A 22756-nucleotide genomic window follows, 5' to 3' on the forward strand; every position below is an offset into this window, starting at 1 on the left:
GGGGCAAATGATTGCGTGTCGGCGATGTCTGGGCTATCCCTGCCCGAACTGTCACCTCTGGGGAATTGCTTGATGATCCGTCTCTTCGCGCTCTTCGGGCTTGCCCTGATGGCCGCCTGCACCAATCCCAACGATCTTGACGAGGCCCCGGCCTATTTGGGCAATTTCCATCTGGGGCATAATGTTGTGGTGGCCCCGAACCTAACCAAGGGCCCCGCATCGCGCGAGGCGTCCAAGGAGGAATGGATCGCCGCGATGACCGAGGCGATGACGGATCGGTTCGGGCGCTATGAGGGCACCAAACTCTATCATCTGGGGGTAAGTGTCGAAGGCTATGTGCTGGCCATTCCGGGCGTGCCATTGGTTGCGTCGCCGAAATCGGCGCTGATCCTCAATGTCACCGCTTGGGATGATGCCAAGGGCGGCAAGCTCAACGCCAAGCCGCATCTGGTGACAGTGGTCGAGAGCTTTTCCGGCAATACGTTCCTTGGCTCGGGGCTGACCCAGAGCAAGGAAAAGCAACTCGAGAACCTCAGCCGCAATGCCGCCAAGCAGATCCAGAACTGGTTGGTGCAACAGAATAACGAGTTTGGCTGGTTCGAAGACGATGGCGTGCCCGCGAATGACAAGGAGCGCCCCGAGGCGCGTTCGGTGGAACCGCCCGCACCGGATGCGGATAGCGCGCCCGCAGCGAGCGCGACAGAAGCCCCAAGCGCGGCCGATCTGGCCCAAGCCGCCGCTGAGGTGATTGAGGAACCGACTGTCGCACCCGTTTCCGCAGAGTGACGCCAAGGCGGCGAGTAAGGCTTGATTTTCCCGGCGCAACCCAATAAACGGCGCGCGATGTAACCCTCGGGCCACCCTGGCCCCCCAACTGACAAGGCGTCCTGAGATATGGCAAAGGAAAAGTTTGCACGTAACAAGCCGCATGTGAACATCGGCACGATTGGTCACGTTGACCACGGCAAGACGACGTTGACGGCGGCGATCACCAAGTATTTCGGCGAGTTCCGGGCCTATGACCAGATTGACGGGGCGCCTGAAGAGAAGGCGCGCGGGATCACGATCTCGACCGCGCATGTGGAGTATGAGACCGAGGCGCGTCACTATGCGCATGTCGACTGCCCCGGCCACGCCGACTATGTGAAGAACATGATCACCGGTGCCGCCCAGATGGATGGCGCGATCCTGGTTGTGAACGCGGCTGACGGCCCGATGCCGCAGACGCGCGAGCACATCCTGCTTGGTCGTCAGGTGGGCATCCCCTTCATGGTCGTCTACATGAACAAGGTCGATCAGGTGGATGACGAAGAGCTGCTCGAGCTGGTCGAGATGGAGATCCGCGAGCTGCTGACCTCCTACGACTATCCCGGCGACGATATTCCGATCGTGCGCGGCTCGGCGCTGCATGCGATGAACGGCACCCAGCCGGAGATCGGCGAGAACTCGATCCGCGCGCTGATGGAAGCGGTCGACAGCTATATCCCGACGCCCGCACGCGCCGTGGACCAGCCGTTCCTGATGCCGATCGAAGACGTGTTCTCGATCTCGGGCCGTGGCACGGTTGTGACCGGTCGTATCGAGCGTGGCGTGATCAACGTCGGCGACAGCATCGAGATCGTGGGCATCCGCGACACCAAGACCACCACCTGCACGGGCGTCGAGATGTTCCGCAAGCTCTTGGATCGTGGGGAAGCGGGCGACAACATCGGCGCACTCTTGCGCGGTGTGGACCGTGAAGGTGTCGAGCGCGGCCAAGTGCTGTGCAAGCCCGGTTCGGTCAAGCCGCACACCAAGTTCGAGGCCGAGGCCTATATCCTGACCAAGGAAGAGGGTGGCCGTCATACGCCGTTCTTTGCCAACTACCGCCCGCAGTTCTACTTCCGCACCACGGACGTGACCGGCACGGTGATGCTGCCCGAGGGCACCGAAATGGTGATGCCGGGCGACAACCTGAAGTTCACGGTTGAGCTGATCGCGCCCATCGCCATGGAAGACGGCCTGCGCTTCGCCATCCGCGAAGGCGGCCGCACCGTCGGCGCCGGCGTCGTGTCGAAGATCATCGAGTAACGTCTGATCCGCTCTGACTGACAGGGGGCGTGCGGGTCACTGCGCGCCCCCTTTGCATTTCGGAGTCGGATATGAAGCGTATTTTTCAGTATTTCGAGGCGCGTATCGACGCCTATCCCGCGTTGCAACCCAGCCAGCCGCCGGCGCGATTTTGGCCGTTTCTATGGCATTACGCGCGCCCTGTGGCGCCATGGCTCATCGCAATGTCGGTGATCTCGGCGGTGTTTGCGGCTGTTGAAATTGTTCTGCTCGGCTATCTCGGCACGCTGGTCAATCGCATGTCGGAGCTTGGACCAGAGCGGTTTCTGGGCGAAGAGGCCGCGCGCCTTGGCGGCATGGGCGTGCTGCTTTTGATCGTGCTGCCGCTGCTCAGCGTCATGGGCGCGCTGATCATGTATCAGACCCTGATGGGCAATTTCCCGCAGCGCATCCGCTGGCAGGGGCATCGCTGGCTCTTGGGGCAGTCGATGGGCTATTTCCAAGAAGAGTTTGCCGGTCGCATTGCCACCCGGCTGATGCAGACATCCTTGGCCGTGCGGGAAACCGTGATGAAACTGATGGATGTGGCGGTCTATATTCTGGCCTATTTCATCGGAACGCTCGTTCTGGCGGGGACGCAAGATATCCGCCTTGCCGCACCCTTTGCCATCTGGGCTCTGGCCTATGGTGCTCTTTTGGGCGTCATCGTGCCACGTCTGGGGCGGGTTGCACAGGAACAGGCGCATGCCCGGGCTGATATGACGGGACGGATTGTTGACAGCTACACCAATATCGCCACGGTCAAGCTGTTCAGCCATGCTGCACGCGAAGAGGCGTATGCCCGCGCCGGTTTGGATGGGTTCCTTCAGACCGTGCATCGGCAAATGCGTCTTGTGGCGGTGCAGGATATGTCGGTCAACCTGCTCAATGCCCTGCTGACCGGGGCGGTCACGGGGCTTGGCCTTTGGCTTTGGGTGCAGGGGCGGATTGATCTTGGCGCACTCGCGGTTGCCATTCCGCTTGCCTTGCGGCTTGGAAACATGTCGCATTGGATCATGTGGGAATTCGCCGCGCTGTTCGAAAATGTCGGCACCGCGCGCGACGGGTTGGCCACGCTTGCCATGCCGCGCACGGTGCAAGATAGCCCGACGGCGACGCCGTTGATGGTGCATAAGGGGGCCGTGCGCTGCGAAGCGGTGCGCTTTGTCTACGACAGCAGCAGCACACGCAAGGTGCCGGTGATCGACGGTCTTGATCTGACGCTGGCACCGGGGGAAAAGGTGGGGCTGGTCGGGCGCTCTGGCGCTGGAAAATCGACGCTCATCAACCTCTTGCTGCGGTTTCACGACCTGAGCGGCGGGCGCATCCTGATCGACGGTCAGGATGTTTCGCAGGTGACCCAAGACAGTCTGCGCGCGGCCATCGGCGTGGTGACGCAGGATACCGCGCTTTTGCATCGGTCCGTGCGCGAGAATATCGCCTATGGCCGCCCCGATGCGACCGACGCCGAAATTCGCGCCGCCACTGATCTGGCCGAGGCGACGGAGTTTATAGCCGGGCTGGAGGATGCGCGCGGACGCAGGGGCCTAGAGGCACATGTGGGCGAGCGCGGCGTCAAGCTCTCGGGTGGGCAACGTCAGCGCATCGCGATTGCGCGCGCGGCGCTTAAGGATGCGCCGCTGTTGGTGTTGGACGAGGCAACGTCAGCGCTTGATTCCGAGGTAGAGGCCGCCATTCAGACACAGCTTTACCGGCTGATGCAGGGCAAGACCGTGATCGCAATCGCGCATCGCCTCTCGACCATTGCCGCAATGGACCGGCTTATCGTCATGGACGAGGGCCGAATCGTCGAGCAGGGCACGCATGCGCAACTGCTGGCGCAGGACGGGCTTTATGCCCGCCTCTGGGCGCGGCAATCGGGTGGCTTTCTGATGGATTGAGGGAAAGCGGCGTGGTGGGTCATTCTGCCGCGCCTCTTCCAACCTGTGGAAAACGGTTTTCAGGTGCAGCACCAGCATGCCGGATCGCGCCCCGGTCCTTGAATTCTCGATCAAAATCAAGCGCAGCCCGATTTGCTGCAGGAGCAAAGGCCGCGCGGCATACCGTTGTATTCACATAAGCCATTGAAATATTGACTTTATTTCAATCCCTGTCAGTCTGAAATGATATCGGCATGCGGCCCTTTGGCCGCGGTGCAGGGACCGGCACGCGGGAGGGCACGGCATGGGCGGGATACTCAAAGGAATGCGCGTGGTCGAAGGATCGGCCTTTGTTGCGGTGCCGCTGGCGGGAATGACGCTGGCACAGATGGGGGCCGAGGTCATCCGGTTTGACCGCATGGGAGGCGGGCTTGATGCGGGTCGTTGGCCGCTGGCCCCGTCTGGGCAAAGCCTCTTTTGGGCGGGGCTGAACAAGGGCAAGAAATCCATCGCCGTGGATATGACCCGCCCCGAGGGGCAGGACCTCGTGACGCGGATCATCACTGCGCCGGGCGAGGATGCGGGCCTTTTCCTGACAAACCTTCGGGTGCGCGGCTGGATGGATTATGAAACCCTCAGCCAATACCGCGCGGATTTGGTGATGGTCACGCTCATGGGGGATCGTCACGGTCGCCCGGCTGTGGATTATACCGTCAACCCCGCCCTTGGGATACCCGAGATGACGGGGCCTGTGGGCTGGCCCGAGCCTGTGGCCCATGCCTTGCCCGCTTGGGATATTGCTGCGGGGCACTTGGTGGTGTCCTCGCTCTTGGCGGCAGAGCGCGAGCGTTTGCGCCGGGGCAGGGGGCAAGAGGTTGAACTGTCGCTCAAGGATGTGGCAGCGGCCACCATCGGGCATCTGGGGCTGATCGGTGATGCCGCCCTCAATGACAAGGAGCGCGGCAAGTCTGGCAATGCGCTATACGGGGCGTATGGCCAGGATTTCGTCTGTGCTTGCGGGCGGCGGGTGATTGTGATCGGTCTGACCCATCGCCAATGGCGCGGGCTGGTCAAGGCCACGGGCACCGAGGCCGCGATGGCAGCCTTGGCCGCGCGCAGCGGTCGCGATCTGAATGATGAGGGCAATCGCTGGCACCTGCGCCGCGAGATCACGGCGATCCTGCGCCCATGGTTTGCGACGCGCGAATTGAGCAGCTTTGCCGAGGCGTTTGATGCGGCAGGCCTGACCTGGTCGGTTTTTCGGACCGTGCGCGAGGCTTTGGCCGAAGATCCGGATCTGAGCGAAGATAATCCTATGTTCAAACTCTTGATGCAGCCGGGTTTGGGCCGGTTTCCGGTGCCCGGGCATCCTGCGGCATTTTCGGCCCATGAAAGAGCAGCACCCCAGCCCGCGCCGCAACTTGGCGCGCATACCGAAGAAGTTTTGGGCGATGTGGCTGGCCTCAGCGACACAGAGATTGCGCAGCTTTTTGATACTGGCGTCGTACAAAGCCCCCGCTTCGGGGCACGTCCGGCCGCCTGAACAGGAAATTGTGGATTTCATGACGAAATCCGCCTCAGGGCGCTTGATTCCCGGTCCAAGCTGGCGTAATCCGGCGCTCGGCCTTAGGGGTATAGCTCAGCTGGTAGAGCGACGGTCTCCAAAACCGTAGGTCGCGGGTTCGAACCCTGCTGCCCCTGCCAATTTTCAACACGCGTTGACCGTTTGTCGTGACCTGAGGCGGATCAGGGCGCGTCAAAAGCGCTTAAAATCAGCCTCAAATACGGTTTTATTTGGACATGCCGCATTTTCGCCGGCGGTTTGCCATGTTTTTGCCGCAATTGCGCCCCATCACGACCATTAATCGGTTTCGACGTCCGGGGGGACTGAGACCGATCCGCGTGGGGGCGTGGAAGAAATAGGGGATAGCTGCCATGGAAACGCATTTGCCGCGGGTTCCGAACCAAAAGACGTATTTTTCACATCACAATTCCGAATTGCCGGGTCGTTCACCCGCTGATGCTGTCTCGACCGAACAGGCAGTGGAAAATGCGATGTCCACAATTCGCGAAATTCTGACAGAAGAGAGGCGCAAGACACGCCGGCACGTTCTTCCAGACCTCGCGCCGCATGTGCCTGTTGAACATCTGGAGCCGGTTCGGGCGCAAACGCCCAAACGGCGCGCCGCCGTTCTTTCGCGCGTTATGAACTTGCGCCCTCGTGCCTTAAAACTGAAGCTGCATCATGCTGGATGGCTGGCCGCTTTCGCTTTGGTCCTGTGGCAGCCCATGCCGGTGTTGATCGCCTTGTTCATTGGGTTCTGGATGGTCTTTCTCGGATATGCTCTCTTTGGCCCCGAACGCATGACGCATCTTCGGTCGCGGGTGACGCGGCGGATGGCGCGTTTGCTGGAACAGCGTCGCGCTTTGCCCGAACTGCGTCTGCGCCGCGAACCAGAGCCTGATGTTTTTGCCGATCGTCCGGATCCGTTCGAGCGGATCGCGCCCAAGACACGCTGAGACAGCAGGGCAGGGGGCCGCTGCCTTCTGCCCTTGAATTCGCGGGCCAGCCCGCGTATGTCGCGCTGAGCATCAAATTCAGAGAAGACAGCGCAGATGGCACGCACGAACCCGGTTCAATTCATTCAGCAGGTCCGCTCGGAAGTGGCCAAGGTCGTTTGGCCTAACCGCCGTGAGGTGATGCTGACCACGGTCATGGTGTTTATCATGGCCACGATTACGGCGATCTTCTTTGCCTTGGTCGACTTGGGCATCCGTAGTGGTTTGCAAGGGGTGCTGAGCCTGTTCGGCTGAGACGGCGAAAATCTTGTTCAGGCTCTTGAATTCGCAGGCAATCAGGGGTAGTTGACCCCACACTCTGAAACATGGCGCGCGGCGATTCGTGTTGCGCGCCGATTTTTGTTTTAGGTGGTGCAGGCTCAAGGGTCTGAAAGAATACGGAAATCCGATCACTGTATCGGTAAGAACAAAGGCATAGGGCGACGATGGCAAAGCGGTGGTACTCGGTCAGTGTTCTCTCGAATTTCGAGAAGAAGATCGCCGAGCAAATCAGACAGTCCGTCACCGAGAACGGCCTTGAGGATGAAATCGACGAAGTTCTGGTTCCCACCGAAGAGGTGATCGAGATCCGTCGTGGAAAAAAAGTGACCGCCGAGCGTCGCTTCATGCCCGGTTACGTGCTGGTGCATATGGAGATGTCGGATCGTGGCTATCACCTGATCAGCTCGATTAACCGTGTGACCGGGTTTCTGGGGCCGCAGGGCCGCCCGATGCCGATGCGGGACGCCGAGGTGAACGCCATCCTGAACCGAGTGCAAGAGGGTGAAGAAAGCCCGCGCACCCTGATCCACTTCGAGATCGGCGAGAAGGTTAAGGTTAACGACGGCCCGTTCGAGGATTTCGACGGCATGGTCGAGGAAGTGGACGAAGACAACCAGCGCCTCAAGGTCTCGGTGTCGATCTTTGGCCGGGAAACGCCGGTTGAACTGGAATTCACTCAGGTCACGAAACAGATGTGATTTGGGTTGTCCGGTGCCACCTAGCGGTGGCCCGGATCAGAGCCGTGGGAGGTAAGGTGGCCGCGGCCACCGAACCGCACCACACAACACGAGAGCCAGAGGGGCGCGCCCCGATGGTGTTGGACCAAAAGGAGAGGCCATATGGCCAAGAAACTTATCGGGACGCTCAAGCTGCAGGTGAAAGCCGGGCAAGCCAACCCCAGCCCGCCCGTAGGCCCTGCATTGGGTCAGCGCGGCATCAATATCATGGAATTCTGCAAGGCGTTCAACGCCAAGACTGCGGATCTTGAGCCGGGCGCACCGTGCCCTGTCGTGATTTCCTACTATCAGGACAAGTCCTTTGAGTTGGCGATCAAGACGCCGCCTGCGTCCTATTTCCTCAAGAAAGCGGCCAAGCTGCAATCCGGGTCCAAGACCCCGGGTCGTGCGTCTGCTGGCACCGTGACCATCGCGCAGGTGCGCGAAATAGCGGAAGCCAAGTGGAAAGACCTGAACGCGAACGACATCGACGCCGCTATGCAGATCATTCTGGGCAGCGCGCGGTCCATGGGCATCGAGGTGAAGTAAGATGGCAAAGCTTGGAAAACGGACCCGCGCCCTGCGTGAAGCCTTTGACGGCAAGGACAACATGAGCGTCGAAGACGCGATTGCCCTGATCAAAGGTAATGCGACCGCTAAATTCGACGAAACCGTCGAAATCTCGATGAACCTCGGGGTTGATCCCCGCCACGCCGACCAAATGGTGCGCGGCGTTGTCGGCCTGCCCAATGGCACCGGCAAGACCGTGCGCGTTGCAGTGTTTGCACGCGGCACCAAGGCTGATGAGGCTCAGGCTGCCGGTGCCGATATCGTCGGCGCAGAGGATCTGATGGAGACCATCCAGAGCGGCAAGATCGATTTTGATCGCTGCATCGCCACCCCCGACATGATGCCCATCGTGGGTCGTCTGGGCAAGGTTCTGGGCCCGCGCAACCTGATGCCGAACCCCAAGATTGGCACGGTGACGATGGATGTCGCGCAGGCGGTCAAGGATGCCAAGGGCGGTCAGGTACAGTTCAAGGCTGAAAAAGCCGGTGTTGTGCATGCCGGTATTGGCAAGGCGTCGTTCGATGCGGCCAAACTGGCCGAGAACGTGCGCGCCTTTGTGTCTGCTGTGCAGCGTGCCAAGCCGACCGGTGCCAAGGGCACTTACGTCAAGAAAATCTCGCTCTCGTCCACCATGGGCGCAGGCGTGACGGTCGACGTCAACAGCGCTGTTGTCGAGTAAGAATTTGTTCCCGGATCACTGATCCGGGGATAAACGGCAGGGCCGAGTTTGGCCTTGTCCTGTCCGAGACGGAGGGTTCAGGCATCCGCCTGAATAAATCCTTCCTGAGATGGGGAACGAGATGAGATTTCCAGCCGGGGCTTGCGTCCTCGGGTGATCTTGGCCTCGGGACCCGTGTTTTGGACCCGAACGCCGACCCTTCGGGAGCGGCAAAAACTGAGCCGGGGGGAGACCCCCAAATTTGGAGTGAAACTGTGGATAGAGCCCAGAAAGAGAAAGTGGTCGAGGAACTCGGCCAGATCTTTGAAAGCTCTGGCGTTGTAGTGGTCGCCCACTACGCGGGTCTTACAGTTGCCGAAATGCAGGATCTGCGTGCCCGCGCCCGTGCGGCAGAGGCATCAGTTCGTGTAGCCAAGAACAAGCTCGCCAAGATCGCCCTTGAGGGCAAGCCGTGCGCAAGCATTGCGAACTACCTCACGGGCATGACCGTGCTTACCTTCTCCGAGGACCCCGTGGCAGCCGCCAAGGTGTGCGAGGACTTTGCCAAGGCGAACAAAAAGTTCGAAATCCTTGGTGGGGCCATGGGTGGCACGGCTCTGAACCGGGCCGGCGTCGAAGCCGTGTCGAAAATGCCCTCGCGTGAAGAGCTTATTGCTTCGATCGTGGGCTGCATCGGCGCACCTGCTTCGAACATCGCCGGTGCGATTGGCGCGCCTGCTTCGAATATCGCGGGCATCCTTTCGACGATCATCGAAAAGGCTGAGGCCGCGTAAGGCAAACTGTAATCACCGCGTAGGGGTTGTCTTCCCGACGTTGGAACACATCTAGAAAACGGAAAGAGTCAAAAATGGCTGATCTGAAGAAACTGGCAGAAGAGATCGTTGGTCTGACGCTTCTCGAAGCACAAGAACTGAAAACCATCCTCAAGGATGAATATGGTATCGAGCCCGCTGCTGGCGGCGCGATCATGATGGCTGGCCCGGCGGGCGATGCTGGCGGGTCGGATGCTGAAGAGCAGACCGAGTTCGACGTCATCCTGAAGTCGGCTGGTGCCTCCAAGATCAACGTGATCAAGGAAGTGCGCGCAATCACCGGTCTGGGCCTGAAAGAAGCCAAAGACCTGGTCGACGCAGGCGGCAAAGCTGTCAAAGAGCAAGTCTCGAAAGACGAGGCCGACGACATCAAAGCCAAGCTGGAAGCAGCTGGCGCAGAGGTCGAAATCAAGTAATCCGTGTCGGGGCAACCCGCACAGGATTTTAAGGCTGGAACCGGGGTTTCCCGGTTCCGGCCAAACCTGTCTCAGAGAGGCCCTGCACAAGACGGGGCTTTTCTAAGGCGAGGTTTATATGATCGGGAGGCTGTCATTGGGACGATGGCCATGAATGGATCAAACCCAGCCGTCTCGGATGGACGCGGTGCTGAGCCCCAACAGCACGCGCGACCGGTGAGAAATGAAAGGTGACATCGACCATGGCTCAAAGCTTCCTTGGCCAGAAACGCTTGCGCAGATATTACGGCAAAATCCGCGAAGTGCTGGAGATGCCGAATCTGATCGAGGTTCAGAAATCCTCGTATGACCTGTTCCTGAAATCCGGCGACCAGCCCCAGCCGCAGGACGGCGAGGGCATCAAGGGCGTCTTCCAGTCGGTCTTTCCGATCAAGGATTTCAACGAAACCAGCGTGCTGGAATTCGTCAGCTATGAGCTGGAAAAGCCCAAGTATGACGTCGATGAATGCATGCAGCGCGACATGACCTATGCAGCACCCCTCAAGGTCAAGCTGCGTCTCATCGTGTTCGATATCGACGAAGATACCGGCGCCAAATCGGTGAAGGATATCAAGGAACAAGACGTGTTCATGGGCGATATGCCCCTGATGACGCCCAATGGCACCTTTGTGGTCAACGGCACCGAGCGCGTGATCGTATCCCAGATGCACCGCAGCCCCGGCGTGTTCTTTGACCATGACAAGGGCAAGACCCATTCTTCGGGCAAGCTGCTCTTTACCTGCCGGATCATTCCCTATCGCGGGTCGTGGTTGGACTTTGAGTTTGACGCCAAGGACATCGTGTTCGCCCGTATCGACCGTCGCCGCAAATTGCCGGTGACAACGCTGCTGTATTCGCTTGGTCTCGATCAAGAAGGTATCATGAATGCCTATTACGACACCGTTGATTACAAGCTGAAAAAGAAAAAGGGCTGGGTCACCAAGTTCTTCCCCGAGCGCGTGCGCGGCACCCGTCCGACCTATGACCTGATTGATGCCAATACCGGCGAAGTGATCTTTGAAGCGAGCAAAAAGATCACGCCGCGCGCGGTCAAGCAGTTGATCGACGAGGGCAATGTCACCGAGCTTTTGGTGCCGTTCGAGCATATCGTTGGCAAGTTCGTGGCGCGCGACATCATCGACGAAGAGACCGGCGCAATCTATGTCGAAGCGGGCGATGAGCTGACGCTTGAGTATGGCAAGGATGGCGAGATTTCGGGTGGCACGTTGCAAGACCTGCTTGACGCCGGGATCACGGACATTCCGGTTCTCGATATCGACGGCATTAACGTCGGCGCTTACATCCGCAACACCATGGCAGCGGACAAGAACATGAACCGCGAGAGCGCGCTCATGGACATCTACCGCGTCATGCGCCCCGGCGAGCCGCCCACCGAAGAGGCCTCGGCGGCGCTCTTTGATACGTTGTTCTTTGATGCGGAGCGCTATGACCTGTCTGCCGTGGGCCGGGTCAAGATGAACATGCGTCTGAATCTCGATAAGCCGGATACTCAGCGCACATTGGATCGCGATGATATCGTCGCCTGCGTCAAGGCGTTGGTGGAACTGCGTGACGGCAAGGGCGATATTGACGATATCGACCACCTCGGCAACCGCCGGGTCCGGTCGGTCGGCGAATTGATGGAGAACCAGTATCGCGTTGGTCTTCTGCGGATGGAACGTGCGATCAAAGAGCGTATGTCATCGGTCGAGATTGACACGGTGATGCCGCAGGATCTGATCAACGCCAAGCCGGCAGCGGCTGCGGTACGTGAATTCTTCGGCTCTTCGCAGCTGTCGCAGTTCATGGACCAGACCAACCCGCTTTCGGAAGTGACCCACAAGCGCCGTCTTTCGGCGCTCGGGCCGGGCGGTTTGACACGCGAACGCGCGGGCTTTGAGGTGCGCGACGTGCACCCGACCCACTATGGCCGGATGTGCCCGATTGAGACGCCGGAAGGGCCGAACATCGGTCTGATCAACAGCCTCGCCACCTTTGCGCGGGTCAATAAATATGGCTTTATCGAAACACCTTATCGCAAGGTGATCGACGGTCAGGTGACGGACGAAGTGCAATACATGTCCGCCACAGAAGAGATGCGCCACACCGTGGCGCAGGCCAACGCCAATCTCGACGAGGGCGGGCGGTTCGTTAACGATCTGGTCTCGACCCGTCAGTCGGGCGAATACATGCTCGCCCCACGCGAGAGTGTGGACCTGATCGACGTGAGCCCCAAGCAGCTTGTCTCGGTCGCGGCCTCGCTCATTCCCTTCCTTGAGAATGACGACGCCAACCGCGCATTGATGGGCTCTAACATGCAACGTCAGGCGGTTCCGACACTGCGCGCCGAGGCGCCGCTGGTCGGCACCGGTATCGAGGGTGTCGTTGCCCGCGATTCCGGCGCTGCCATCATGGCGAAACGGGCCGGGGTAATCGACCAGGTCGATGCACAGCGGATCGTGATCCGCGCCACCGCTGATCTTGAAATCGGCGATCCGGGCGTGGACATCTACCGCATGCGCAAGTTCCAGCGCTCGAACCAGAACAGCTGCATCAACCAGCAGCCGCTGGTCAAGGTGGGCGATACCGTCCAGAAGGGCGAGGTCATCGCTGATGGTCCTTGCACCGATATGGGCGAACTGGCGCTTGGCAAGAACGTGATCACGGCCTTCATGCCGTGGAACGGCTATAACTACGAAGACTCGATCCTGATTTCCGAGCGGATCGTGCGCGATGACGTCTTTACCTCGATCCATATCGAGGAATTCGAGGTCGCCGCCCGCGATACCAAACTCGGGCCGGAAGAGATCACGCGCGATATCCCGAACGTCGGCGAGGAAGCTCTGCGCAACCTCGACGAAGCGGGCATCGTCTATATCGGTGCTGACGTTGAGCCGGGCGATATCCTTGTGGGCAAGATCACCCCCAAGGGCGAAAGCCCGATGACGCCGGAGGAAAAACTCCTCCGCGCCATCTTTGGCGAAAAGGCCAGCGACGTGCGCGATACCTCCTTGCGCGTCAAGCCGGGTGATTACGGCACAGTCGTCGAAGTGCGGGTGTTCAACCGTCACGGTGTGGAAAAGGACGAGCGCGCGCTTCAGATCGAGCGCGAAGAGGTCGAGCGTCTGGCGCGCGACCGCGACGACGAGCTGGCGATCCTGGATCGCAACATCTATGCCCGTCTGCGCACTCTGATCATGGGCAAGGTTGCCGTGAAAGGCCCCAAGGGCGTCAAGGCGAATTCGGACATCACCGAAGAGTTGCTCTCGACGCTGACCAAGGGCCAGTGGTGGCAGCTTGCCCTCAAGGACGAGGCCGACGCCAAAATCGTCGAGGCGCTGCATGATCAGTATGAGGCGCAAAAGCGCACGCTGGATGCACGGTTCGAAGACAAGGTCGAAAAGGTCCGTCGCGGCGATGATCTGCCGCCGGGTGTCATGAAGATGGTCAAAGTCTTTATCGCGGTGAAGCGCAAGCTGCAGCCGGGTGACAAGATGGCCGGTCGTCACGGCAACAAGGGTGTGGTCTCCAAGGTGATCCCGATCGAGGACATGCCGTTCCTTGCGGATGGGACACCGGTTGATATCTGTCTCAATCCGCTCGGCGTGCCGAGCCGGATGAACGTGGGTCAGATTCTGGAAACCCACATGGGCTGGGCCGCGCGCTCGCTCGGTCTCAAGATCGACGAGGCATTGCAGGACTATCGCCGCTCCGGCGATCTGACCCCTGTGCGCGAGGCGATGCGCATTGCTTATGGCGATGATGTCTATGCCGAAGGGATCGAGGGCATGGATGAGACCACGCTGATCGAGTCTGCAGGCACTGTGACCAGCGGTGTGCCGATTGCCACCCCGGTCTTTGACGGGGCGAAAGAGGCGGATGTCAACGACGCCCTGCGGCGTGCAGGCTTTGACACGAGCGGTCAGTCGGTGCTGTTCGACGGGCGCACGGGCGAGCAGTTCTCGCGCCCTGTGACCGTGGGCATCAAGTATCTGCTCAAACTGCACCACCTTGTCGACGACAAGATCCACGCACGCTCGACCGGGCCCTACAGCCTTGTCACGCAGCAGCCTCTGGGCGGTAAAGCCCAGTTCGGCGGCCAGCGGTTCGGGGAAATGGAGGTCTGGGCACTTGAGGCCTATGGCGCCGCCTATACCCTGCAAGAGATGCTGACGGTCAAGTCGGATGACGTGGCAGGCCGGACCAAGGTCTATGAGAGCATCGTCAAAGGCGAGGACAATTTCGAGGCCGGTATCCCGGAATCGTTCAACGTTCTCGTCAAAGAGGTCCGGGGTCTTGGCCTCAACATGGAACTCCTGGATGCGGAGGAGGATGAGTAAGCGGATCGCATGGTGCGTTGTCACCCACCCTACGGCACGACGTAGGGTGGGTAAAACGCACCGTTTGCTGCGCCACACATCCTCCTCTCGCCCGAATTCAAGGATTTGAAAATGAACCAGGAACTGACAAACAACCCGTTCAACCCGGTGGCCCCTGCCAAGGTGTTCGACGAAATCAAGGTCAGCCTTGCCAGCCCGGAGCGTATCCTGAGCTGGTCTTACGGCGAGATCAAAAAGCCCGAGACCATCAACTACCGCACGTTCAAGCCCGAGCGTGACGGTCTTTTCTGCGCGCGGATCTTTGGCCCGATCAAGGATTACGAATGCCTTTGCGGCAAATACAAGCGCATGAAATATCGCGGCGTTGTCTGCGAGAAATGCGGCGTTGAAGTCACGCTGCAAAAGGTCCGTCGCGAGCGTATGGGCCATATCGAGCTGGCCGCCCCCTGCGCCCATATCTGGTTCCTGAAATCGCTGCCGTCGCGCATCGGTCTTATGCTGGACATGACGCTGCGTGATCTGGAGCGGGTGCTCTATTTCGAAAACTACGTGGTGATCGAGCCCGGTCTGACCGATCTGACCTATGGCCAGATGCTGACCGAAGAAGAGTTCATGGATGCGCAGGACGCATATGGCATGGACGCCTTTACCGCCAATATCGGCGCCGAGGCGATCCGCGAGATGCTCCAGAATATCGACCTCGAGGCCGAGGCCGAGCAACTGCGCGCTGACCTCAAGGAAGCCACAGGCGAATTGAAGCCCAAGAAAATCATCAAGCGCCTTAAGGTGGTTGAGTCCTTCATCGAATCCGGCAACCGTCCGGAATGGATGGTGATGACGGTGATCCCGGTCATTCCGCCAGAACTGCGCCCGCTGGTGCCGCTGGACGGGGGCCGTTTTGCCACGTCGGACCTCAACGATCTCTATCGCCGGGTGATCAACCGGAACAACCGCCTCAAGCGGCTGATCGAGCTGCGCGCGCCCGATATCATCGTGCGCAACGAAAAGCGGATGCTTCAGGAATCGGTCGATGCGCTGTTTGACAACGGCCGCCGCGGCCGCGTCATCACCGGGGCCAACAAGCGCCCGCTGAAATCGCTCTCGGACATGCTCAAGGGCAAGCAGGGCCGCTTCCGTCAGAACCTTCTGGGTAAGCGGGTCGACTTCTCGGGTCGTTCGGTGATCGTAACCGGTCCGGAACTGAAACTGCATCAGTGCGGCCTACCCAAGAAGATGGCACTCGAGCTGTTCAAGCCGTTCATCTACTCGCGGCTTGAGGCAAAGGGCCTGTCCAGCACTGTCAAGCAGGCCAAGAAACTGGTCGAAAAAGAGCGTCCCGAGGTTTGGGACATTCTGGATGAGGTCATTCGCGAGCATCCTGTCATGCTCAACCGCGCACCGACCCTGCACCGTTTGGGCATTCAGGCGTTTGAGCCGGTGCTGATCGAAGGCAAGGCAATCCAGCTTCATCCGCTGGTCTGTTCGGCCTTCAACGCCGACTTTGACGGCGACCAGATGGCCGTGCACGTGCCGCTGAGCCTTGAGGCGCAGCTTGAGGCGCGGGTGCTCATGATGTCCACGAACAACGTGCTCTCGCCCGCCAACGGCGCGCCGATCATCGTTCCGTCTCAGGATATGATCCTTGGCCTTTATTACGTCACGCTGCAGCGCGACGGGATGAAAGGTGAAGGCATGGTCTTCTCGTCCTTGGGTGAGGTGCAGCATGCGCTTGACGCAGGCGAGGTGCATCTGCATTCCAAGGTGACGGTGCGCGTGCCGCAGATCGACGAGCATGGCAACGAGGTCATGGTTCGGGTTGTCACCACGCCGGGCCGGGCCCGTCTTGGGGCACTTCTGCCGCAGAACGCCAAGGCCCCCTTTAGCCTTGTCAACCGTCTGTTGCGCAAGAAAGAAGTGCAGCAGGTCATCGACACCGTCTATCGCTATTGCGGCCAAAAAGAGAGCGTCATTTTCTGCGATCAGATCATGACCCTCGGCTTCCGCGAGGCGTTCAAGGCGGGGATTTCCTTTGGCAAGGATGACATGGTCGTTCCTGACAACAAGTGGAGCATCGTCGAAGAGACCCGCAGCCAGGTCAAAGGCTTTGAACAGCAGTATATGGACGGCCTGATCACCCAAGGTGAGAAGTACAACAAGGTCGTCGATGCCTGGTCGAAGTGTAACGATCAGGTCACCGAGGCCATGATGTCCACCATTTCGGCGGAACTGCGGGACGAGAACGGTGCTGTCCGCGAACCCAACAGCGTCTATATGATGGCGCACTCGGGCGCGCGGGGCTCGGTCACTCAGATGAAGCAGTTGGGCGGTATGCGCGGTCTGATGGCCAAGCCGAACGGCGACATCATCGAGACGCCGATCATCTCGAACTTCAAGGAAGGTCTGACCGTTCTTGAATACTTCAACTCAACCCACGGTGCCCGTAAGGGTCTGTCGGATACGGCTCTGAAAACCGCAAACTCGGGCTATCTGACCCGGCGTCTGGTGGACGTCGCGCAGGACTGTATCGTGCGCGAGCATGATTGCGGCACCGAGCGCGCGGTTACGGTTGAAGCGGCGGTAAACGACGGCGAAGTCGTGGCCTCCTTGGCAGAGCGTTGCCTTGGCCGGGTTGCGGCTGAGGATATCTTTGATCCGATCAGCGATGCGGTCTTGATCGCGCGTGGCCAGTTGATTGACGAGCGTATGGCGGATTCGCTGGAAGAAGCGGCTGTCCAGACTGTGCGCCTGCGTTCGCCGCTGACCTGTGAGGCCGAGGATGGCGTCTGTGCCATGTGCTATGGTCGTGACCTTGCGCGCGGCACCATGGTCAACATCGGCGAGGCTGTTGGCATCATCGCCGCGCAGTCGATTGGCGAGCCCGGCACACAGCTTACGATGCGGACCTTCCACATCGGCGGCGTGGCGCAGGGGGGGCAACAGTCCTTCCTTGAGGCAAGCCAAGAGGGCACGATCACCTATGATCAACCCCAGACGCTGGAAAACGCCAATGGCGAGACCCTCGTTATGGGCCGGAACATGAAACTCCGGATCATTGGCGACAAGGGTGTTGAACTTGCCAGCCACAAGGTCGGCTACGGCACCAAGCTCTTTGTCAAAGAAGGGGCCAAGGTTACGCGCGGTCAGAAACTGTTCGAGTGGGATCCCTACACCCTGCCGATCCTCGCCGAGAAATCGGGCACCGCGAAATTCGTGGACCTGACCTCGGGTGTCTCTGTGCGGGACGTGACCGACGAAGCCACCGGCATGACCCAAAAGATCGTGACCGATTGGCGGGCAGCACCACGCGGCAACGAGCTGAAACCCGAAGTGTTCATCGTGGGTGAAGATGGTGAGCCCATGCGCAATGACGCGGGCAACCCTGTGACCTATCCGATGTCCGTGGATGCCATTCTGTCGGTCGAAGAAGGCCAGCAGGTGCAAGCGGGTGATGTGATTGCGCGTATTCCGCGTGAAGGTGGCAAGACCAAGGACATCACCGGTGGTCTGCCGCGTGTGGCTGAACTCTTTGAGGCACGTCGCCCCAAGGATCACGCCATCATCGCGGAAATCGACGGGTATGTTCGCTATGGCCGTGACTACAAGAACAAGCGTCGCGTTACGATCGAACCCACCGACGAAAGCCTTGAGCCCGTGGAATACATGGTGCCCAAGGGCAAGCACATCCCGGTGCAGGAAGGTGACTATGTCCAGAAGGGCGATTACATCATGGACGGCAATCCCGCGCCGCATGATATTCTTGCCATCATGGGCGTCGAAGCGCTTGCCAACTACATGATCGACGAAGTGCAGGAGGTTTACCGTCTGCAGGGCGTGAAGATCAACGACAAGCACATCGAGGTCATCGTGCGTCAGATGCTCCAGAAATGGGAAATCCAGGACTCGGGCGACACGACGCTTCTCAAGGGCGAGCATGTGGACAAGGTCGAGTTTGACGAGGCCAATGCCAAGGCTGAGGCCAAGGGCGGACGTCCGGCTATGGGTGAACCGATCCTTCTCGGTATCACCAAGGCATCGCTGCAAACCCGGTCGTTCATCTCGGCGGCATCCTTCCAGGAAACTACCCGCGTTCTCACCGAAGCCTCTGTTCAGGGCAAACGTGACAAGCTGGTCGGTCTCAAGGAAAACGTCATCGTGGGCCGCCTGATCCCGGCGGGCACGGGTGGTGCGACCCAAGAGATGCGCCGCATTGCGACAGCGCGCGACAGCATCGTGATCGAGGCGCGTCAGGAAGAGGCGGCTGCGGCTGCGGCTCTGGCCGCACCTGTGATCGACAATGATGTGGTCGGTGGCGACGAGTTTGATAATTTCGTCGAAACCCCGGAGAGCCGCGATCAGTAAGATTTGCGGATGAAATTTGGAAAAGCCCGGTCCTTTGACCGGGCTTTTTCGTTGGGGAGAGCCGTGCTTTGAAAAAGAAAACCTGTCGAAATCCGTTCAAGATTTCTGGGTCAGGGATTGAAAATCACGTAATTCGGCAACCGGAATATGGCAGTGGATGAGATGCTCATTGCCAGCGTCGCGCGCGGGCGGCGTTTCGGTTTCGCAAATCTCACCGCGCTTGACCGGGCAGCGGCGTTGGAACGGACACCCGCGCGCGGGGGGCGACAGTTCCACCGTATCCTGTGCCAGAAGCCGGGGTGCAAGATCCGGGTCCGGTTCCAGCACTGCACCCAGCAACGCCTCGGTATAGGGGTGTGAAGGCGCGGTATAGACCGCTGCAACCGGACCGATTTCACATAACCGCCCCTGATAGAGCACTGCAACCCGGTCAGACAGGGCCCGTACCACGGTCAGGTCATGGCTGACAAAGACAAAAGCCGTGCCATGCAGGCCTTTGAGATCGTTCAGCAATTCCAGAACTGCCGCCTGCACCGAGACATCGAGCGCCGAGGTGATCTCGTCGCAGAGCACGACGTCAGGTTCGGCGGCAAAGGCGCGTGCTACGGCCACGCGCTGTTTTTCGCCCCCCGACAGCTGCCCCGGTCGGCGGTCAAGGTAATGTGCCCCAAGCCGTACCGTTTCGAGCAATTCGGCGGCGCGGTCGCGCAGGGCGCGATCCTTGAGCCCGAAATAAAGCCTGAGGGGCTGTGCCAGAATGTCCTGCACCGTCTGGCGCGGATTGAGGCTGTCGTCGGGGTTCTGGAAAATCATCTGAAGGCGCCGCAGATGATCGGGGCGGCGGTGTTCGACCATCGAGGGCAGTGCCGTGCCATCCCCAAGACTGATCTGACCCTTGGCAGGCGGCAAGAGACCGGCGATGGATTTGAGGATGGTGGATTTGCCGCTGCCGGATTCACCCACCAATCCCAAAGTCTCGCCGCGCCGAAGGTTCAGCGTGATCCCATCCACGGTCGCGGGCGGTAATGGCTGCCCTGTGAGCCGCGCGAAAACACCGGGACGGCCATAGCGGATTGCGACGCTGTCGAGCGATAGGGCAAGGGGACTGTCCCCCGTGCAGCATGTCAGTGCCTGCCCTGCCTGCGCCGGGGGCATCGCCGCAACCTGATCGGGGTAATGGCACCGGGTCATTTGCCCCGCTTCACCTTCTACCAAGGGGGGGCGCACTGTCTGACAGGTTTCGGTTGCCAAGGCACAGCGCGGGGAAAAAGCACAGCCCAAGCGGGCGGTTGCAGGCCCTGGCGGCCGTCCCTCCAACGCGCGCGGCAGGGTCCGGTCTCCGAGGCGGGGGATAGAGGCCAGAAGGCTGCGTGCATAGGGATGTGCGGGACGGCGCAGCAGGTCTCGGGTTGGTCCTGTCAGCACGGCTTCACCGGCATAGAGCACTTGCACCCGGTCGCAGACCCGCGCGATGACGCCCAGATCATGGCTGACATAGACCATTGCCATGTTGCGCGTGCGCGCCAGATCGTGCAACAGGTCAAGGATATGCGCCTGTGTGGTGACATCAAGGCCGGTGGTTGGCTCGTCCAGCAAAAGCGCGTCTGGCTCGCCAGCGAGGGCCATGGCGATCGCCACACGCTGTTGTTGCCCGCCAGAAAGCTCATGCGGATAGCGCCGCAGGATGGCGTCAGGATCGGGCAGGCGTACTTGGGCCAAAAGATCGCGGGCCCGTTTGGGATGTTCCGACCTAGGCAGGTTGCAATGCAGGCGCAGAGCCTCGTAAATTTGCCGCCCGATGCGCAATGTCGGGGTCAGCGATTGCCCCGAGTTTTGTGGAATGAGGCCCAATTGCCCCCCGCGGATTTTCGCGAGCTCCCGATCCGAACGCGCGAACATGTCCGCCCCGTCATAGATCACCTCGCCCGAGAGCTTTTGCAGACCGTGCTTGAGATAGCCCATCGCGGCCAGCGCCAGCGTACTCTTGCCAGAGCCGCTTTCGCCAACGATCCCAAGGGTTTCTCCGCGACACACAGTCAGGTCGACCTCGTGGAGCACAGGCAAGACCTGACCTGAACGCCCACGAAAGCCAATGCAAAGCCGCCGGATATCGAGGAGGGGGGGCTGGCTCATGTCACACCACTGCTGCCCGGCTTTGATCAAGGCCAAGCGTCTTGGCAAGCGCGTCCGCCGTGAGATTGATCCCGATGATCAGGCTGGACAGGGCCACAACCGGGGCGATCACCCCCCATGGTGCCAGCGACATATAAACACGCGCATCCGAGACCATCAGCCCCCAATCGGGACGGGGCGGAGCCACGCCAAAGCCCAGAAACGACAGTGCTGAAAAGCCCAAGAGCATCCAAGACCAGCGCATTGCGCCTTCAACCAACAGGACATCGGTCACATTGGGCAAGAGTTCGCGGCGCACGATGTCAATCGGGCGATGTCCGCGTGCGCGCGCGGCGGCGATGAAATCGCGGGCGACCACCTCATGGGCTGCGGCGCGGGCGACGCGGATCACTGGAATCCCAAAGAAAAACGCCAATGTCGGCAACAAGACCTCGCCGCCGCTGCCAAAGACGGTGATGAGCACCAAGAGAGGCAGGATGCCGGGTAGGGCGAGAAAGGCATCGACGAGGCGCAGGGTGATTTCGTCCTCCCATCCACCGCGCAGGCCGAGGTAGACGCCCAAGAGACCGCCCCAGAGAAGGGCGATGGGGGTGGCGATGCCGGTGACCAGCAGTGCTTCGCGCCCGCCCAAGAGCACTCGGCTGAATACGTCGCGGCCCAGATGATCGGTGCCGAACCAATGTTCGGATGAGGGACCGGCGAGCGTTTGGAGTGCGTTCATCTCTTTGTAATCAAAGGGAACAATCCAAGGGCTGATGATTGCCAGACAGAGATGAAAGACAACAATGCCAAGCCCGATGGCGCCGGATGGGCGGTGCGTCATGGCGCGCAGGATTTCCAAAAGCCGGATCACCCTTGCCTCATATGGTGGCTGCGCAGGCGCGGGTTGAGCGCGAGGCTGAGGATGTCGGCGATAAGGTTGATCGCCACATAGGTCGCGGCGACAATAAGGGTGATGGCCTGCACCACAGGCAGGTCACGACCCGAAATCGCATCAATCAGCAATCGACCAAGCCCCGGATAATTAAAGACAACTTCGACCACAACCACCCCGCCCAAAAGCCATGCCACAGTGAGCGCGATGATGTTGATCGCGGGCAAGAGGGCGTTGGGCAGCGCATGGCGAAAAACGATTTGCCAGTAGGGAACGCCCTTGAGTGTGGCCATTTGCACATAGTCGCTGGCCATCACGTCGATTACCGAAGAGCGCACCATGCGCATGATATGGGCCACCATAAGCAAGGTCAAAACCACCGCTGCCAGGATGAATTCCGGAAAGAATTCAAGAGGTTGGGCATCGGCCGGCGTGAGGACGATAGCCGGAACCCAGCCAAGCCAGATCGCGAAGACTAGGATCAAAATCGTGGCGGCGACGAATTCGGGGATCGTCATCGCGAGGATCGCACCAGTTGAAAAGAGGATGTCGAGCCATGTGTCGCGCCGCAGTCCAGCCACAGCACCAAGAAAAATTGACAAGGGAATTCCAACACTTAGCGCTCCAGCGGCGAGCATCAGGGAATTGCGAAGGCGGTAGCCTACCAGGTTGCTTATGCGTTCTTGTCCATTGGCGGAAACCCCAAATTCGCCCTGTACCGCAGAGGCCGCCCACGAGAGATAGCGGCTGAGCGCAGGCGCGTTTAAGCCCATGACTTCACGACATTTTTCCAAGGCCTCGCCATGGGCATCGCGTTCGAGAACGGCGGTGCAGGCATCCCCGGGCAGGGCCTCGACCCCAAGGAAAATGAGGACAGAGACCAGCCAAATGGTAACCAGCCCAAGCGCCAACCGCTTAAAAATCAGAGAAAACATCTGTTCTGTCCCCAATGCGGCAAAGGTCCCCAACCCCCGCCTGCTGGCAGACTAGACCAGTCGTGACGCAGCCG

At 60.1% G+C, this 22756-nt stretch carries 16 protein-coding genes and 1 tRNA gene; 14 read left to right on the plus strand and 3 right to left on the minus strand.

The window, feature by feature from the left end; genetic code table 11:
• Positions 1 to 72 precede the first annotated feature (72 nt).
• The 14 genes from ROSMUCSMR3_RS18630 (at position 73) to rpoC (ending at position 18740) form a co-directional block, all read left to right on the plus strand.
• On the plus strand, positions 73 to 786 hold the full coding sequence (locus ROSMUCSMR3_RS18630) for a hypothetical protein (protein ID WP_081508671.1): 714 nt from the start codon (positions 73 to 75) through the stop codon (positions 784 to 786).
• Between the two features lie 108 nt (positions 787 to 894).
• Positions 895 to 2070, plus strand: coding sequence for an elongation factor Tu (gene tuf / locus ROSMUCSMR3_RS18635; protein WP_008281866.1), 1176 nt, complete (start codon positions 895 to 897; stop codon positions 2068 to 2070).
• A gap of 71 nt (positions 2071 to 2141) precedes the next feature.
• Positions 2142 to 3989, plus strand: coding sequence for an ABC transporter ATP-binding protein (locus ROSMUCSMR3_RS18640; protein ID WP_008282015.1), 1848 nt, complete (start codon positions 2142 to 2144; stop codon positions 3987 to 3989).
• 283 nt (positions 3990 to 4272) lie between these two features.
• Entirely contained in the window at positions 4273 to 5511 is a 1239-nt protein-coding gene (locus ROSMUCSMR3_RS18645) for a CoA transferase (RefSeq protein WP_081508334.1), read from the plus strand.
• 85 nt (positions 5512 to 5596) lie between these two features.
• Positions 5597 to 5672: transfer RNA gene (locus tag ROSMUCSMR3_RS18650), tRNA-Trp, on the plus strand.
• Between the two features lie 501 nt (positions 5673 to 6173).
• The gene (locus tag ROSMUCSMR3_RS21720; RefSeq protein WP_237183484.1) at positions 6174 to 6488 is read left to right on the plus strand and encodes a hypothetical protein; all 315 of its coding nucleotides are present in this window, start codon (positions 6174 to 6176) and stop codon (positions 6486 to 6488) included.
• A 96-nt stretch (positions 6489 to 6584) separates the two neighbouring features.
• Positions 6585 to 6782 (plus strand): preprotein translocase subunit SecE, encoded by a 198-nt coding sequence (gene secE, locus ROSMUCSMR3_RS18660; RefSeq protein ID WP_008282018.1) that lies wholly within the window; start codon positions 6585 to 6587, stop codon positions 6780 to 6782.
• Positions 6783 to 6973: 191 nt separating this feature from the next.
• Positions 6974 to 7507, plus strand: coding sequence for a transcription termination/antitermination protein NusG (gene nusG / locus ROSMUCSMR3_RS18665; RefSeq protein WP_008282019.1), 534 nt, complete (start codon positions 6974 to 6976; stop codon positions 7505 to 7507).
• Positions 7508 to 7648: 141 nt separating this feature from the next.
• A complete protein-coding gene (rplK, locus tag ROSMUCSMR3_RS18670) occupies positions 7649 to 8074 on the plus strand; it encodes a 50S ribosomal protein L11 (RefSeq protein WP_008282021.1) in 426 nt (141 codons plus the stop codon).
• A 1-nt stretch (position 8075) separates the two neighbouring features.
• Positions 8076 to 8774 (plus strand): 50S ribosomal protein L1, encoded by a 699-nt coding sequence (gene rplA / locus ROSMUCSMR3_RS18675; protein ID WP_008282022.1) that lies wholly within the window; start codon positions 8076 to 8078, stop codon positions 8772 to 8774.
• Positions 8775 to 9028: 254 nt separating this feature from the next.
• A complete protein-coding gene (gene rplJ, locus ROSMUCSMR3_RS18680) occupies positions 9029 to 9547 on the plus strand; it encodes a 50S ribosomal protein L10 (RefSeq protein ID WP_037298274.1) in 519 nt (172 codons plus the stop codon).
• A gap of 74 nt (positions 9548 to 9621) precedes the next feature.
• On the plus strand, positions 9622 to 10002 hold the full coding sequence (gene rplL / locus ROSMUCSMR3_RS18685) for a 50S ribosomal protein L7/L12 (protein ID WP_008282024.1): 381 nt from the start codon (positions 9622 to 9624) through the stop codon (positions 10000 to 10002).
• A 242-nt stretch (positions 10003 to 10244) separates the two neighbouring features.
• Positions 10245 to 14381: a DNA-directed RNA polymerase subunit beta gene (gene rpoB / locus ROSMUCSMR3_RS18690; protein WP_081508336.1), complete on the plus strand. Its 4137-nt coding sequence runs from the start codon at positions 10245 to 10247 to the stop codon at positions 14379 to 14381.
• Positions 14382 to 14492: 111 nt separating this feature from the next.
• Positions 14493 to 18740, plus strand: a complete 4248-nt coding sequence (rpoC, locus tag ROSMUCSMR3_RS18695; protein WP_008282026.1) for a DNA-directed RNA polymerase subunit beta' — start codon at positions 14493 to 14495, stop codon at positions 18738 to 18740.
• 96 nt (positions 18741 to 18836) lie between these two features.
• Here rpoC and ROSMUCSMR3_RS18700 read toward each other — a convergent pair whose 3' ends face one another.
• Genes ROSMUCSMR3_RS18700 through ROSMUCSMR3_RS18710 form a run of 3 tightly spaced genes read right to left on the minus strand, consistent with a single transcriptional unit; the run spans position 18837 to position 22682 of the window.
• Positions 18837 to 20873, minus strand: coding sequence for an ABC transporter ATP-binding protein (locus ROSMUCSMR3_RS18700; RefSeq protein ID WP_081508337.1), 2037 nt, complete (start codon positions 20871 to 20873; stop codon positions 18837 to 18839).
• 1 nt (position 20874) lies between these two features.
• Positions 20875 to 21726, minus strand: coding sequence for an ABC transporter permease (locus ROSMUCSMR3_RS18705; protein ID WP_081508338.1), 852 nt, complete (start codon positions 21724 to 21726; stop codon positions 20875 to 20877).
• The gene (locus ROSMUCSMR3_RS18710) at positions 21723 to 22682 is read right to left on the minus strand and encodes an ABC transporter permease (protein ID WP_081508339.1); all 960 of its coding nucleotides are present in this window, start codon (positions 22680 to 22682) and stop codon (positions 21723 to 21725) included. The genes ROSMUCSMR3_RS18705 and ROSMUCSMR3_RS18710 overlap by 4 nt, the downstream gene beginning before the upstream one ends.
• Positions 22683 to 22756 lie beyond the last annotated feature (74 nt).

This window comes from Roseovarius mucosus (assembly GCF_002080415.1).
Lineage (GTDB): Bacteria > Pseudomonadota > Alphaproteobacteria > Rhodobacterales > Rhodobacteraceae > Roseovarius > Roseovarius mucosus_A.

Bases quoted from the DNA above. Each gene is read 5' to 3' on its own strand.
- ROSMUCSMR3_RS18630 (WP_081508671.1), top strand. From the start codon at position 73: ATGATCCGTCTCTTCGCGCTCTTCGGGCTTGCCCTGATGGCCGCCTGC.
- tuf (WP_008281866.1), top strand. From the start codon at position 895: ATGGCAAAGGAAAAGTTTGCACGTAACAAGCCGCATGTGAACATCGGC.
- ROSMUCSMR3_RS18640 (WP_008282015.1), top strand. From the start codon at position 2,142: ATGAAGCGTATTTTTCAGTATTTCGAGGCGCGTATCGACGCCTATCCC.
- ROSMUCSMR3_RS18645 (WP_081508334.1), top strand. From the start codon at position 4,273: ATGGGCGGGATACTCAAAGGAATGCGCGTGGTCGAAGGATCGGCCTTT.
- ROSMUCSMR3_RS21720 (WP_237183484.1), top strand. From the start codon at position 6,174: ATGAACTTGCGCCCTCGTGCCTTAAAACTGAAGCTGCATCATGCTGGA.
- secE (WP_008282018.1), top strand. From the start codon at position 6,585: ATGGCACGCACGAACCCGGTTCAATTCATTCAGCAGGTCCGCTCGGAA.
- nusG (WP_008282019.1), top strand. From the start codon at position 6,974: ATGGCAAAGCGGTGGTACTCGGTCAGTGTTCTCTCGAATTTCGAGAAG.
- rplK (WP_008282021.1), top strand. From the start codon at position 7,649: ATGGCCAAGAAACTTATCGGGACGCTCAAGCTGCAGGTGAAAGCCGGG.
- rplA (WP_008282022.1), top strand. From the start codon at position 8,076: ATGGCAAAGCTTGGAAAACGGACCCGCGCCCTGCGTGAAGCCTTTGAC.
- rplL (WP_008282024.1), top strand. From the start codon at position 9,622: ATGGCTGATCTGAAGAAACTGGCAGAAGAGATCGTTGGTCTGACGCTT.
- rpoB (WP_081508336.1), top strand. From the start codon at position 10,245: ATGGCTCAAAGCTTCCTTGGCCAGAAACGCTTGCGCAGATATTACGGC.
- rpoC (WP_008282026.1), top strand. From the start codon at position 14,493: ATGAACCAGGAACTGACAAACAACCCGTTCAACCCGGTGGCCCCTGCC.
- ROSMUCSMR3_RS18700 (WP_081508337.1), bottom strand. From the start codon at position 20,873: ATGAGCCAGCCCCCCCTCCTCGATATCCGGCGGCTTTGCATTGGCTTT.
- ROSMUCSMR3_RS18710 (WP_081508339.1), bottom strand. From the start codon at position 22,682: ATGTTTTCTCTGATTTTTAAGCGGTTGGCGCTTGGGCTGGTTACCATT.